Origin of the sequence: Streptomyces chiangmaiensis (genome assembly GCF_036281785.1) — a bacterium.
Classification (GTDB): Bacteria; Actinomycetota; Actinomycetes; order Streptomycetales; family Streptomycetaceae; genus Streptomyces; species Streptomyces chiangmaiensis.
In genome coordinates, this window is the sequence record NZ_JAYWVC010000104.1 from 1 (window position 1) to 13,907 (window position 13,907).

Below are 13,907 nucleotides of genomic sequence, written 5' to 3' on the forward strand. Positions count from 1 at the left end.
GCTCTCGCCGAGGGCCGGCAGGGTTACGGAAACCGTCATGACTTCGGTCGCTCCTCATGCATCTGCAGGGTGCCGGGGCACCCCTGGTCTTTCCAGGCCCCAGGGTCCGCGGGGCCACTTCCGGTACGCCGTGCCATCGGCAAGGTGCTCACCCCTGCCAGCCGTAGCGGTCGCGGGCCTGGACCACTGTCTGGGGGTCGACGACACCGGCCCGCGCCAACTGGTCCAGGGCGGCGACCACGATCGACTCGGCGTCCACGCGGAAATAGCGGCGCGCGGCATCACGGGTGTCGGAGAGCCCGAAACCGTCCGTTCCCAGCGACGAGTAGTCCTGCTCGACCCACTGGCTGATCTGATCGGGTACCTGCCGCATCCAGTCGCTGACCGCCAGGACGGGCCCCCGCGTGCCGGACAGCGCCGCCGTCACATGGGGGACGCGCTCCTCCCCCCGCAGCCGCGCCCGGTCGGCATTCAACCCATCGCGGCGCAACTCCGTCCAGGAGGTCACGGACCAGACGTCAGCCTGGACGCCCCACTGGGACGCGAGAAGCTCCTGGGCCTCCAGCGCCCAGTGGATGGCCGTGCCGGAGGCGAGCAATTGAATCCCCGGTCCCTCGTCGTGGCGCTCCGCCGCCTTGAACCGGTAGATGCCCCGCAGGATCCCCTCCTCGATCGAGGGCCCCGTGGGCATGGCCGGCTGTCGTTTGGGCTCGTTGTAGACCGTCAGGTAATAGAAGATGTCTTCGGGCCGGTCGCCGTACATCCGCCGCAGTGCTTCCCTGACGATCACCGCGATCTCGTACGCGAAGGCCGGGTCGTAGCTCACAGCGGCCGGATTCGTGGATGCCAGCAGGTGGGAATGCCCGTCGGCGTGCTGCAGTCCCTCACCGGTCATCGTCGTGCGGCCGGCCGTCCCGCCGATGAGGAAGCCGCGCCCCATCTGGTCTGCCAGAGCCCAGAACTGATCGCCCGTCCGCTGGAACCCGAACATGGCGTAGAAGATGTAGAAGGGGATCATGGGCTCGCCGTGTGTGGCGTACGACGTGGCCGCGGCGGTGAACTCCGCCAATGACCCGGCTTCGGTGATGCCTTCGTCGATGAGCTGGCCGTCCTTGGTCTCTCTGTAGTGCAGCAGCTGATCGATGTCGACGGGCTCGTAGTTCTGCCCCTCGGACGAGTAGATCCCGGCTGTCGGAAACAGGGACTCCATGCCGAAGGTACGTGCTTCGTCGGGGACGATGGGCACCCAGCGCTTCCCTGTCTCCTCGACGCGCATCAGGTCCTTGACCAGCCGGACGAGCGCCATGGTGGTGGCCACCTCTTGCTTGCCGAAGCCCTTTTGGAGGGCTTCGAAGGGCCCCGACGGCGGCTGCTGCAGCGGCTTGGCCACCACCCTCCGTACCGGGGCCGGACCTCCCAGAGCGGAACGCCGGTCGCGCAGGTACCGCACCTCGTCCGAGTCCTCACCGGGATGCCAGAACGGCACCAGATCCCCGGTGAGCGCGCTGTCCGGGATGGGCAGGTCCAGTGCGTCGCGCATCCGACGGAACTGGGCCATGGTCAGCCTCTTCATCTGGTGATTGGCGTTGCGGGACTCGAAATCCGAGCCCAGCGTGTGTCCCTTCACCGTCTGGGCGAGGACGACAGTCGGCTGCCCCTTGTGCTCGGCGGCGGCCCGGTAGGCGGCGTAGACCTTGAGGGGTTCGTGACCACCCCGGGAGTTCTCGAAGAGGTCGGTGAGCTGGGCGTCACTGAGCCCCGCGGCGATGTGGGACAACGTGTCACCGGTGAAGAAGTGCTTCCGTATGTAGGCGGCGTCCCGGGCGGCGTAGGTCTGGAGCTGGGCATCGGGCACCTCACCGAGCCGCCGGACGAGGGATCCGTCGGTGTCCTGCTGCAGTACCGGGTCCCAGGCCTCGCCCCAGAGAGTCTTCACCACATGCCAGCCCGCACCACGGAACCGGGCCTCGAGCTCCTGCACGATCTTGGAATTCGACCGGACAGGACCGTCCAGCCGCTGCAGGTTGCAGTTGACGACGAAGGTGAGGTTGTCCAGACCCTCGCGTGCGGCGAGTTGCAGCGCAGCCGTCGACTCGGGCTCGTCCATCTCGCCGTCGCCCAGAAAGGCCCACACATGCGAACCGGACGTGTCCTTGATGCCCCTGTTATGCAGGTAGCGGTTGAACCTGGCCTGGTAGACGGCCGCGAGCGGGCCCAGCCCCATGGAGACGGTCGGAAACTCCCACAGCCACGGCAGGCGCCGAGGGTGCGGGTAGGACGGCAGGCCGTGACCGTCGGCCTCACGCCGGAAACTGTCCAACTGGTCCTCGCGCAGCCGTCCCTCCAGGAACACACGCGCGTAGATGCCGGGCGAGGCATGGCCCTGGAGAAACAGCTGGTCTCCGGAACCGTCCTCGTCCTTGCCTCGGAAAAAGTGATTGAACCCGATCTCGTAGAGCCATGCCGCCGACGCGTAGGTCGAGATGTGGCCACCGAGACCCAGCCGGGAACCGCGGGTCACCATGGCAGCCGCGTTCCATCGGTTCAGCGCGGTGATACGGGACTCCATGGCGATGTCGCCCGGAAAGACCGGCTGGGACGACGCAGGGATCGTGTTGATGTAGTCCGAGGACAGCAGCCCGGGCAGAGTGACCCCGGACCTGGCCGCGTACTCATGCACCCGCCGCAGCAGGTACACGGCGCGCTCGGGCCCCGCATGCCTGATGACAGCGTCGAGTGAGGCCTGCCATTCCTTCGTCTCCTCGGCATCGCGGTCGGGTAGCTGGTCGAGCTCACTCGTCGCGGAGGACTCTGTGGGCCGAGCTGGATCACTCATTGCGGTCTTCCTGTCGAAATGTGGGGAGGGAGGACGGACGGCGTGCGAGCACAAACGTTCTTGCAGTGGCCGCGAAGAACGGGCGTGCGTGGCAGGCCGCCGCCGCATCGGCGCCCATCAGCGCCGCGCGAGCCACTCACCGAACGTCGTGCGACCGATGCGGGTCCCAGGGCAGGGGAGAAGCGTGGTTCCTCCTTCGCTCCGGGGTGAAGAGCCCGGCGCGCGCATCGGCCACGACGCCCCCGCTTGTGTCCTGGTGACGGCGAAGTCAGCCACGTGCACTACATACGACCGATTTCGTGCCGCTGTTGTGACACCGGGCGCAGTGGTCGCACATCGCACCCGACACTGCGGCGCCGTTGAGCGCGGGACGATCACCCTGTGCGGAGGGCCGCCGCCCGACCAGCCTCGAATGTACGGACGCCGTCACCGCCGAGCGGGAGATCTTGGCATATCGGCCTCACGACCTGCCGGTGAACGGTCATTCATAGGTGCAGGAAAACAACACGGAGGTGCAACACAGTGTCAAGCAACGACTCAACGGGTGCGACGGACGGCACGCCGCGATCCGAGCTGTGGAAGACCGCGGTGACGATGCTGCTGGACGTGAAGCCGACCCTCGTCCCGGAAGACGCCTCGAGCGTGATCATCCTGGTCGAGTGGCCTCCCGGTGACCCGGGTACTCCTCCGCACCGCCACTCGGGGCCGGCCTGCGTGCCCCGCGCCCAGCAGACTGAACTGCGGTTTTCTCTTCGGCCACGCTGCTACGACGGAAGCAGCCCCGCTCCGGGGAGGACGCGTGAAGCGCGAGTGCGATGGACGCCGTGTCCTCCATACGCACCATGCTCTTCGCGGCTCCGTCCGACCCTCGGTTGCGGCGGCGTGCCCTGCTGTGGAGCTCCGTGTGACACCGGCGGATCGACCGTGTCCGGTTTCCCTTGTCCGGCGACTCGTTGCGTTACTGGCTGTACGTCATGCGCCCTGTCGGTCAAGTGTGTAGACGGGCTTCGTCGATACATCACACTGTCTGCACCATCGGTGTGATAGCAGTCAGGAGGAAGTCAAAACTTTGATAAGCTGTTCACAGCGTTCCGGCTGCCGATGGACTCACTCCCCCGTGATGGGTGTCCGGAGCGCGCCACCTGCGACTAGAGCCAGCAGGTGCAGCGCCCGGGCGCCACACGATCCCCCATCTGGGTGGCGCCCGGGACTCTTCACCGACCGGTCGCGGTCACCGGCCGCCGACCTTTCGACAGATGTGCCGGCCACCGTCGCCGCCAGGCCGCCGCCGGATGTACGCCATCGCTGACCCATGTGTCACCGGATGGTCCGCCGCGCGCGGCGAGGAAGATCACGCCAGGTGGACGCGGTCTTGGCCGTGCCTGTGTCACGCGGTACGGTCTGTCCGATATCGACGACGGTACGACGGAAGCCGGTGGGAATCCGGCACGGTCGCGCCACTGTATGCCAGACGCTCCCGGGCTTCTGGTGAGTCAGACCCGTGGCCGTCGTCCTGTGCACCACCGAGATGGGACGCGAACTCCCAGAGGAGGCCCTGCCATGGCGCAGTCCGTCGCCCGGCCAACAGTCACGACCCCCACCGTTCCTGCCACGCTGCCGCTGAAGGCGATAGCTCCCTGGGCGGTCTTCTTCGGCATCCTCATGCTGATCCTGCTCTATTTCGTCGGCGCCGAGCAGGGCGCCACCTCCGTGTTCAGCGGCACGGATGTTCACGAGTGGGTGCATGACGCCCGCCACCTGCTCGGCTTCCCCTGCCACTGACGCGAGGGGCGCCGTATACCCATGAACTCCACAACGGTAAGAAATCTACTCGTGCGGGGCATGCTCGCCGGCCTGGCCGCCGGCGTGCTCGCCCTCGTCGTCGCCTACTTCCTCGGCGAGCCGAACGTGGACAGCGCGATCGGCTTCGAGGACGCCCACTCCCATGAGCACGAGACGGAAGTCGTCTCCCGATCCCTGCAGTCCACCGCCGGTCTCGCCACCGGTGTCCTGCTCTACGGGGTCGCCTTCGGCGGTATCGCGGCGCTCGCCTTCTGCTTCGCGCTGGGCCGCGTCGGCCGTATCAGCCCCCGGGCGACCGCCCTGCTGCTGTCCGGCTGCGCGCTGCTCGCGGTGTATGTCGTTCCGTTCCTGAAGTATCCGGCGAACCCGCCCTCGGTCGGCGACCCCGACACGATCGGCAAGCGGACCACGCTGTACTTCTTGATGATGGCGCTGAGCGTGCTCCTCGCGATCGCCGCCACCATCCTCGGCAAGCGGCTCGCGCCCTCGCTGGGCACCTGGTACGCCACCGTTGTGGCGGTGGCCGTGTTCGTCGTGGTGACCGGCCTGGCGTACGCCTTCCTGCCGGTCGTCAACGAGGTGCCGAAGGACTTCCCGGCGACCCTGCTCTGGCGGTTCCGGCTCTCCGCCCTGGCCATGCAGGTCGTCCTGTGGGGCGGATTCGGGCTGGCCTTCGGTGAGTTGGCCGAACGGTTGCTGAATCCGAAGCCCGCGACGGCCGCGTCGGGACGGACAATTCCCGCCGGACACTGACACCTTCAGGACGCGAGAGGGCCCCCTGGAACCGCTTCGGGGCTCTCTCGCGATCCGCACACGACCGCCATGTCGGCGAACCCCTGCGATCACGGGACTAGCCGGCGTCCCGCGCGGCCAGTGGACGGCCCAGGCGCAGGTTCCAGCGTCCGGCCCGGCCACTGAGTTCGGTCGCCGTCAGCGGGGGAACGTCGAGACGCCAGAAGGCCGCCGCCGGTATGTCCAGTGCATGGACGACGGCCGCCCGTACGACCTCCGGCTCGACCACGGCGAGCGTACGACCGTCCGTCTCCGGCGCGGTGACCAGCCAGCGTGCGATCCGCCCGCACAGATCCTGCACCGACTCACCACCGTGGGGCGCGGAGCCGGGGTCGGTGAGCCAGCGGCCCACCGCCTCCGGCTCGGTGGCTCCCACCTCCTCCAGGGTGCGGCCTCGCCAGCGGCCCACATCGAGACCCGCCAGCTCCGGTGTCGCCGTACCGTCGAGGCCGAGTGCCGCGGCCGTCTCTCGGCAGCGCACGCCGGGCGAGGTGAGGACACGGATCGCCGGGGGAAGCGAACCGGCCGCCGCACGGGCCCGTACCGCCCCACCGTCATCGATCGAGCCGCCGTCGTCGAAGCGGGTCTGCCGCAGCGACGCGCTCATGGCGGGGGAGATGAAGAAGACTCGGCTGGTCACGCGATCGCTCCTGCTGCTGTCATGAGGTGCATGGTGCCCGAAACCGCCGCGGATGATGGTGCGCGCGACCCAGAAGTACCGTGCGCCCTCGGGTATTTCGGCGGCCTGAGGCAGATCCGGCCGGGTGCGGAGAACACGGCTCCCTCGGTCGTCACGGTGCCCGACCGGTCGAGGACGGCGGTGAGTTCCGCTACGTGCGTGATGTTTCGAAACGGGTGTGCCGTCATTTCGTGCATGGTGTCACTCATCGGCCCCGACAGGGAGGCCGCACCCGCATCCGCTCACCCCGGACGGACCTCCCGGGACGGCGACGAGTGACGGCACGGCCGGCCGGACACCACTGTCCTGCCGACTCGCGCCGCTCGGTCACACCGCTCCCGCCGCTCGAGCTCTCATCTCACGGCGCTGATGAAGTACCAGGAGGGAATGGTCTTCCACGCCGCGTACTTGGAAGGGGTGCTGAACGCGGCGCTCGAGGCGGCGCGTTGCGAGGCCCAGAGATCTGTGGCCTGTTGCACCGGCAGGCTGTTGGCGAAGTTCTTGAGGAAGATGGCCTTTTTGAGATAGAGATTGCTGGCTCCGGCCGGGGCGTTCGCGTAGGGCACCGAGTCGAACAGCGTGCCGGCCGGTGCGTTCAAGGCGGATGTGGAACCGCTCAGCGACCCGGTGGTCTCCCCGACGGCAGGAGCCGCGGCGTCGACGTAGACGAGTGCCTTCACGTTCCCGCTCTGAGCGGCGGCGTCGGTGATCACCGAGCCGCCGTAGGAGTGGCCCACAAGGACGACGGGCCCGGGGATGCTCCGCAGGAAGCCGGCGACCGTGCGTGCGTCGCTCGTCAGGCCTTGCAGGGGGTTGGCGATGGCGCGGGCGGTGTATCCCTTGCGCCGGAGAATCTCGGCGCCTTGGCGAGGACGTGCTTGGATCGGAAGGCGGCGCGGCGCATTCCGCGGCCGGAATTCACATCGGCCCCTGCCGCGACACTAAGTGCTCGATCGTGCGGAAGGCTCTTTGCGAGGGGCCCGATGGGTGATGTTCCGGCCCGGCCCGGTAGACGCGGAGAATCACGTCCGTGCCGGTCACGCCCTGGTCAGGGGGTCCGATTCACCCACCGTTCCCCGGCGTCACCAACCCCGACTCGTACGCCACGATGACCAGCTGTGCCCGGTCCCGTGCCCCCAGCTTCCCCATGATCCGGCTGACATGGGTCTTCGCCGTCAGCGGGCTCAGGCCCAAGGCCTCGGCGATCTTGGCGTTGTTCAGTCCGCGCGCGACAAGGGTGAGCACCTCGCGTTCACGTTCGGACAGGCATTCGGGTCCCCCCGTCGCGGGCGCCACGGGGGTGCGCCGGAAACGGGCGATCAGCCGGGCCGTTGGCCCCGGCGACAACAGCGCCTCGCCGGCCACCACCGTGCGGATGGCGTCGAGCAGTTCGGCGGGCCTGGTGTCCTTCACCAGAAAGCCGGAGGCTCCGGCCCGCAGCGCCTCCACGATGTTCTCGTCGGTGTCATAGGTGGTGAGGACGAGCACCTTCACCCCGGCGAGGTCCTCGTCGGCGGCGATCAGCCGGGTCGCCTCGATTCCGTCGAGGTCGGGCATGCGGATGTCCATCACGACCAGGTCGGCGCGTGCCTCGCGGGCCAGCTGCACCGCCTCCCTGCCTGTGCCCGCCTGACCGACGACTTCCATGTCGCGGGCCGACTCGACGAGCATGGCGAACGCGGCGCGCACCAGGGTCTGGTCGTCTGCGAGCAGCACACGGATGCTCATCCGGTCCCTTCCAGCGGGGTGACGATGGTCATGAGCGGCAGGACGGCGGCCACCTCGAATCCGCCCTGCGCGCGTGGTCCGGCATCGAGTGTGCCTCCCACGCTGCGGGCCCGTTCCCGCATGCCGACGAGCCCGAAGCCGGGGACTCCACCGGGTGTGGGACCGGTGCCGTCGTCGGTCACGGACAGGTGCAGTGCGCCGTCCTTCTCGTACAGGTCGACGCGGACGGCCGGTTCGGGTCCGGCGTGCCGTACCGCGTTGGTCAGCGCCTCCTGCACGATGCGGTACGCGGCGGCGCCCACGGCCGGCGGGATCTCCCGGATCCGTACGGTCTGCTGGACCCGGGCGCCCGCGAGCCGCGCGGCCCCCACGAGATCGGTGACGCCGTCGACGCCGGGCAGCGGCCCGCGCGCCTCGCTCTCGGCGCCGTGCTCGCGCAGCACCTCGAGGGTCGTGCGCAGTTCGCCACGCGCCGTACGGCAGGTCTCTGCGATGTCGTCCAGCGCCCGGGCGATCGCCTCGCGGTCGAGCCGCTCGGGGTCGGCGACCAGCACATGCACGGCCACCGAGGTCTGCACCCCGATCAGGGTGATGCTGTGCGCCAGCAGGTCGTGCAGGTCACGCGCGATCCGCAGCCGCTCCTCGGCAACCCGGCGACGCGCCTCCTGCTCGCGGGTGCGCTCGGCGCGTTCCGCTCGTTCGACGATCGCGGCCACGTACTGACGGTAGTAGCGGACATCGACGCCGCAGAAGAGCACCGCGACCACCCAGCCGGAGACGCGGAGCAGCTCGACGGCCTGATGGGTGTTCACCGTGAGCATCACAGTCACGACGATGCCGAGGACGGCGATTCCCGTCAGGATCGTGCGCAGGGGCCGGCCGGTGACCGCGACCGTGTACAGCGCGACGAACGAGACCGGGAGGGGTGCGCCGTGGTTGTTGTCGAGGGCGTGGTACGGCGCGACGCACGCCACCACCGCCGCCAGCACCAGCAGCGGGCGGCGCCGTCGCCACACGATCGGTACGTGGGCGGCGAGCAGCAGCGTCCAGCCGAGGGCATCGGGGCGGCGGCCCGCGTCGGTGAACAGGCTCAGGCACACGGCCGAGACGGCGAGTGCCATGGCGAGCAGTGTGTCGTTGCGCATGCCGTGCGGAGCGGTCCGCGGGTCGCGGTTGAGTGCGGCGATGATCCGCTCGCCCCGGCGGGGCCGTACCGCTGTCGTGGTTGCCTGCACGGGCCCATCCTCCGCCAAAGGGGTGCCCCTCCGGCAGGGGGAGGGGCACCGGTCGGTCAGTGCGAGGAAGCGGTCACGGGCTCCGGCTCCTTCGGCGGGACCGGCCGCCCGGGCTCGCGCGAGAGCCGGCCCGGCCACCACACCCTCCGCCGCAGCAGGACACTCGCCGTCGTCACGAGGTACGTACGGACGAGGAAGGTGTCGAGCAGCACCCCGACGGCGATCACGAAGCCGAGTTCGACCAGGCCCACCAGCGGCAGCGTGGTCAGGACGGCGAACGTGGCCGCGAGGACGACGCCCGCGGAGGCGATGACCCCGCCGGTGGTGCGCAGGGCGGTGAGCGCCGCCGGCTGCGGCTCGGCGCCCGCGAGGGACTCCTCCCGCATGCGGTGCATCAGGAAGATGCCGTAGTCGACGCCGAGGGCGACCAGAAAGACGAAGGAGAGCAGACCCAGCCCTGGATCAGTCCCCTTGAAGCCGAGCAGAGGCTCGAACACCAGCCCCCCGATGCCGAGCGCCGCGCCCCACACCGCGACCACCGCGACGAGCAGCATCAGCGGCGCGACGAGGCTGCGCAACAGCCCCACGAGAATGACGAACACGGCGGCGAGAACGAGCGGTACGACGACCGCGCGGTCCCGGGCCTGGCTGTGGGCGAGGTCGAGCTGCTGGGCGCTGAGCCCGCCGACGTAGGCGCCGTAGGAGCGGTCGAGTCCGGCGCGCAGGGCCTCGATCGTGCGGGTCTCGCCGGGTGTCTCGGGGGCCGCGTCGGCGTGGACGGAGATCTCGGTCCAGCCGCCGCCGCTGCGTCCGGTCGTCGCGTCGGCGACCCCGTCGGTGGAACGGACCCGGTCCAGGACGGCGGCGGCGTGGTCGGCGGGGGCGACGACGGTGATCGGCTGGCTGCTGCGCTGGGGGTACGCGCGGGCCAGCGTCTGCATGGCGGAGATCGACTCGGGCTTCTGGGTGAAGGAGTCCGCCTGCCTGAGGCCGCCGGGCAGGTTGAGGGTGCCCAGGGCGAGGGCGCCGAGCAGCACGGCCCCGCCGACGAGCACGGTGAGGGGCCGGTGTGCGGCAGAGGTGCCCATGGCGGCGAACAGGGAGCGGCGCGCCTTCGGCCGGCTGCCGAAGGCGGGGATCAGGGGCCAGAAGATCCGGCGCCCGAGCAGGACGAGCAGGGCGGGCAGCAATGTGGTCATCGCGACGAGTGCCGAGAGCACACCCACCATGGCGACGGGCCCCATACCGCGGCTGCTGTTGAGGTCGGCGGCGAGCAGGCACAGCAGCCCGGCAGCCACGGTGCCCGAGGAGGCGAGGATCGCCGGGCCGCAGCCGCGCATTGCGGCGCGCATGGCGTCGTAGGGCCGCTCGTGGCGGCGCAGTTCCTCGCGGTAGCGGGAGATGAGCAGCAGCGCGTAGTCGGTGCCCGCACCGAGAACGAGGACGGTCATGACCCCACCGCTCTGGCCGCTGATGGTGACGCCGAAGGCCTCGTGGAGGCCGTATGCGCCGGCCATCGCCATGCCCGCGGCGACCCCGGCGACGGCCAGCGGCACCAGCCACAGGAACGGGCTGCGATAGATGAGGACCAGCAGCACGGTGACCACGCCGAGTGTGGCGTACAGCAGGGTGCCGTCGAGCGATCCGAACACCTTGCTCATGTCGGTGGTGAGGGCTCCGGGCCCGCCGACCTCGACGCTCAGTCCGTCGCCACCACGCGCGACATCCCGGACACCGTCGACGAAGTCGTTGCGCGCGTCCTCGTCCTGGCCGGGCTGGGTGCTGGACACCGGGTACATCAGGGTGCTGCCGTCCTGGGACGGGATCGGCTCCGGCCTGCCCGCCAGTTCGTACGTGGTTCCTATCTCGGCGACCTGGTCGGCGGCCCGCTGCCGGTCGGCGGCGGTGAGCCCGCCGTCGCGGTGGTAGACCAGGACGAGGTCGGTGGCCTCGCCGCCCGGCAACGTGTTCTGGATACGCGCCACTTGGGTGGAGTCCGCGCTGTCGGGCAGATAGTCGACGGCCCGGTTCTGCTGGGCGCCGGAGAACTTCCCCGCGAACGGCCCGGCCAGCAGGAACACTGCCAGCCACACTCCGAGCACCGCCCACGGCACGGTCCGTGGCCGTCGTAGGCCTCGCTTCATGGTCTCTGCCGCCCCCATGTCTCGGGTTCCCTCCGCTGTGGTTTCCGGTTGGGGTTCCAGACTTCCGGCGGCCGGACGGGAAAACGTCGCGCGCGAGGGCGAGTTGGGGGGTACTGCGTGGGGCGGTGTACGGCCGGGATTACTCCCCGGGGAGTAGCCCGACGCGAGGAGAAGTCCACCGGGCGCGGTGCCGAGGTACACGGGCGACGCATCCGGATGGGCCCGCGGCTTCGTGGAGCGGACCCTTCCCGTCGGCGTAGACGGCGTGAATGCTGTGTGCGATGCCTCCGGGCCGGTCGGTGCCCGCCCGGTCCGGTCGACGGATCGCCGGCGGGAACGTCGGCGAAGCAAAGGATCAAGGATTCCGTGGACACCCCTCACTTCATCGACTGCTGTCGACACCCCGCGCTGCGCGTCGTGCGCACCTTGTACGAGTCGAGCCACGACATGGAGTCCCTGCAGCAGTGCGCCTCCTGCGGTGCGTACTGGTTCTACCGCTTCCACGAGCACGTCAACTGGTCGACCGGCGAAGACGACCTGACATCGTGGTTCACCGCGCTGACCGGCGAAGAAGGAGCAAGGCTGCGGGACATGACGGACCGTGACAGCGAGGACCTCTCCTTCCTCGCCACACGCTCGAGCTGGATGGATGACGACGACGGTGTCCAGCGCGTCGAAGGCGCACCCGACCGTCCGTGGTCCTGAACTCACCACACCGGCGAGGACGAGGGCCTGTGGCCGCCGGTGCGCGAGCGCGACCCGGCCGCCGCCCGGCAGGTCACCGCCATCCACGAGCGCACCGCGGGTGTGTATCTCGCGCTCCGTGGAGGGCGGCCTCGAACAGCGATCTGGCTCGTCGTCGCGGACGTCACCCGGACCAGTGAGTGGCGTCATGAAATACCACCAGGTCACATGGCTTCGCGGGGCGACGGCGGCGACGCGCTCATTCAGGATCTGCGTCGGATCGGGACGGCCGCCGCCCGCGACGCACAAAGCGCCGTGACGCGACGCTGACAGAGAGCGTTGGTTGCTGACGGACCCCGATTCTAATGTTTGTCCACACTTTTCACATTAGGATGCGCTAGGCTGTTCCCCGTCGGCAAATGGATTGGAGTTCCCTTGTCCGAGTCCCGTAGGCCAGTGCCGGACCAGCGCGAGATCCGGCAGCCGGCATTCGGTCCACCCGATCGGCCCACACCGCAGCCCCCTCGGGCCCGGACCGTGCTTCCGCCGCTGGGGCAGATACTTCCCCCGGGCCTGTGGCCGCCGTCGACTGCGCAGGCGCCGACGTCCTCCGCGACGGGCGGTCAACCGGTAGCTGTCCCGGCACCCTCGGTGACGGATGGCACGGGGTTCTCACCCGTCGAGTCGGCACTTCCCGCCGCCGGGGCACGCACGCCTCCGGTGGCCGAGGCCGGCGGCAGGCGCGCGAGCTGGAGGGAGGAGGTCGCCGAGCAGGCACCCGGGCTGGGGGCGACGTACTGGCTCGACGCCGGACCGGACTCCTGGTCCGGACCTCACACGGTGGCGATCACCTTCACCGGGATCCGCGACGGCGGCGCGCCCGCAACGGACGCGCGGGACCGGTTCGAGCGCGTCGAGATCGTGGAGGGGATCCTCCCCGGCAGCGGCCGGATATCGGTCACCGTGAAGGTGGAGGGCATCAACCCGGGTACCTGGCAGGTCACCGCGACACCGGTGATCCTCGCGCCTGCCGGACGCAGCGGCGCGCCTGGTCCAGGACCTCGGCTTCAACCGGCGCTGCAAACCGTGCCGACCCGCCTGGCACCGCTGGTCCGTGGACCGGGCGTGCGCCCGTTCGCCTGGCCGTTGCTGGTCGCCGCCGGTGTGGCGCTCGCCCTCCTCGTGCAGGGGTTGCTCGCCGCCCGTGCGGGGCTGGACACCGGAGCGGTCCTCTCTGCCTCGCTGGCCGGGTCCGTGGTGGGCTACGTCACCGCCAAGGCCTACTACATGGTCCAACACCGGCAGAACTTCCGGCAGTTCGTCGGCGCAGGCACCTGTATCCAGGGCTTCCTGCTGGGTGCGTTCGGCACCGCGCTCGCGGTCGTCGCTGGGTTGGGTCTCCCGGTGGGTACGTGGCTGGACGTGGCGGCGCCCGGGGCGTTCCTGGCCATGGCCACAGCCCGGCCGGGATGCTTCCTGGGCGGCTGCTGCGTGGGGCGGCCCACCACCTCACGCTGGGGACTGTGGTCATCCGACCGCAGGGTGGGCATCCGACGCGTCCCCACCCAGCTCATCGAGGCCCTCCTCGCGCTGGCCCTCGGCGCGGCGACGCTCACCGCGGACCTGACGTGGCGCCCCGCCGTCCCGGGCACACTCTTCGTCGCCGCCATGGCCGCCTACACCTTGGGACGCCAACTGCTGTTCCCCCTGCGGGCCGAGGCCCGCAGGACGAAGGCCGGCCGGTCCCTCACCGTCGCCGCCACGCTCCTTGTCCTCCTGGCCGCATTCGCGGCACCCGCCCTGGCCTGACACCGACTGCCCGCTCGGCCTTCGTACCTGTGCCACAGGGGCGCCGACGGCCGCGGTACAGCCCGAAGGCGACCCCGTGGCCCGCGGTGACGGGCGGATGGGTCGGCTCGGAGCAGGGGTTGTGGCCGACGCACATCGGCACACACCCTCCTGCTCCAGGCCGACGGCTCGTGCATGGTCCTGGTCGAGGTGAACGT

Annotated in this window: 10 protein-coding genes and 1 riboswitch; of the genes, 4 read left to right on the forward strand and 6 right to left on the reverse strand. The window is 69.9% G+C overall.

From position 1 onward, the window contains the following. Positions 1-148: 148 nt before the first annotated feature. Positions 149-2,836, reverse strand: a complete 2,688-nt coding sequence (gene aceE, locus VXC91_RS25790) for a pyruvate dehydrogenase (acetyl-transferring), homodimeric type (RefSeq protein WP_329509721.1) — start codon at positions 2,834-2,836, stop codon at positions 149-151. 1,380 nt (positions 2,837-4,216) lie between these two features. Further along, positions 4,217-4,361, forward strand: a riboswitch (cobalamin riboswitch). Positions 4,362-4,396: 35 nt separating this feature from the next. Here aceE and VXC91_RS25800 point away from each other — a divergent pair. Next, a complete protein-coding gene (locus VXC91_RS25800; RefSeq protein WP_329509722.1) occupies positions 4,397-4,618 on the forward strand; it encodes a CbtB domain-containing protein in 222 nt (73 codons plus the stop codon). Between the two features lie 21 nt (positions 4,619-4,639). Further along, a complete protein-coding gene (locus VXC91_RS25805; RefSeq protein ID WP_329509723.1) occupies positions 4,640-5,392 on the forward strand; it encodes a CbtA family protein in 753 nt (250 codons plus the stop codon). Positions 5,393-5,489: 97 nt separating this feature from the next. Here VXC91_RS25805 and VXC91_RS25810 read toward each other — a convergent pair whose 3' ends face one another. From VXC91_RS25810 to VXC91_RS25830, 5 genes are all read right to left on the reverse strand, one after another. Further along, entirely contained in the window at positions 5,490-6,071 is a 582-nt protein-coding gene (locus tag VXC91_RS25810) for a histidine phosphatase family protein (protein WP_329509724.1), read from the reverse strand. Positions 6,072-6,463: 392 nt separating this feature from the next. Beyond that, positions 6,464-6,994 (reverse strand): alpha/beta hydrolase, encoded by a 531-nt coding sequence (locus VXC91_RS25815; protein WP_329509742.1) that lies wholly within the window; start codon positions 6,992-6,994, stop codon positions 6,464-6,466. Positions 6,995-7,172: 178 nt separating this feature from the next. After that, the gene (locus tag VXC91_RS25820; protein WP_329509725.1) at positions 7,173-7,838 is read right to left on the reverse strand and encodes a response regulator transcription factor; all 666 of its coding nucleotides are present in this window, start codon (positions 7,836-7,838) and stop codon (positions 7,173-7,175) included. Next, a complete protein-coding gene (locus VXC91_RS25825) occupies positions 7,835-9,073 on the reverse strand; it encodes a sensor histidine kinase (RefSeq protein WP_329509726.1) in 1,239 nt (412 codons plus the stop codon). The genes VXC91_RS25820 and VXC91_RS25825 overlap by 4 nt, the downstream gene beginning before the upstream one ends. Before the next feature lie 56 nt (positions 9,074-9,129). Then, a complete protein-coding gene (locus VXC91_RS25830) occupies positions 9,130-11,235 on the reverse strand; it encodes an MMPL family transporter (RefSeq protein WP_329509727.1) in 2,106 nt (701 codons plus the stop codon). A gap of 348 nt (positions 11,236-11,583) precedes the next feature. Here VXC91_RS25830 and VXC91_RS25835 point away from each other — a divergent pair, with 348 nt between their 5' ends. Then, entirely contained in the window at positions 11,584-11,922 is a 339-nt protein-coding gene (locus VXC91_RS25835; protein ID WP_329509728.1) for a hypothetical protein, read from the forward strand. 630 nt (positions 11,923-12,552) lie between these two features. Then, positions 12,553-13,710: a prolipoprotein diacylglyceryl transferase family protein gene (locus VXC91_RS25840; protein WP_329509729.1), complete on the forward strand. Its 1,158-nt coding sequence runs from the start codon at positions 12,553-12,555 to the stop codon at positions 13,708-13,710. The last annotated feature ends 197 nt before the right edge of the window (positions 13,711-13,907 follow it).